Source organism: Streptomyces thermovulgaris (assembly GCF_002155915.1).
GTDB lineage: Bacteria > Actinomycetota > Actinomycetes > Streptomycetales > Streptomycetaceae > Streptomyces > Streptomyces thermovulgaris.
Genome location: NZ_MUME01000043.1, coordinates 39892 through 40235, shown reverse-complemented (window position 1 = coordinate 40235; position 344 = coordinate 39892). Strand labels below are relative to the sequence as shown.

General features: G+C 77.9%; 1 pseudogene. It reads left to right on the top strand.

Annotation, left to right across the window (positions count from 1 at the left end):
* A pseudogene (locus CCN35_RS05130) lies at positions 1-218 on the top strand (histidinol-phosphate aminotransferase family protein); the annotation flags it as partial.
* Positions 219-344 lie beyond the last annotated feature (126 nt).

Here is a 344-nt window from a genome sequence, read left to right as displayed (position 1 = left end):
CCCCGGCACCCGCACCGGCCCCGCAGCCGGCTCCCGCGGCCGCCGCGAGCGGTCCCACCCCACCGGGCGTTCCCGCGCGCGGCGGCCTCACGGCCGCCCAGGTGCGCGGCATGACCGCCCCGCCCTCGGACGGCCCCGGTCTGACCCCGGCCCCGGCCACGGGCTGGCCCAGCCCGCAGAACTGGCCGAACGCGGCGGGGATGGGGCAGGTGGGATAGCCGGGGCGGGACACCGTCTCAGGACTCCGGGCACTCCTTCCAGGCCAGGTGGTAGACCGTGCTGATGTCCCCGCCCGTGGAGTCCATGGTCATGAAGCCGGCCTTGCCGGGGAGGAACCGGCCGTC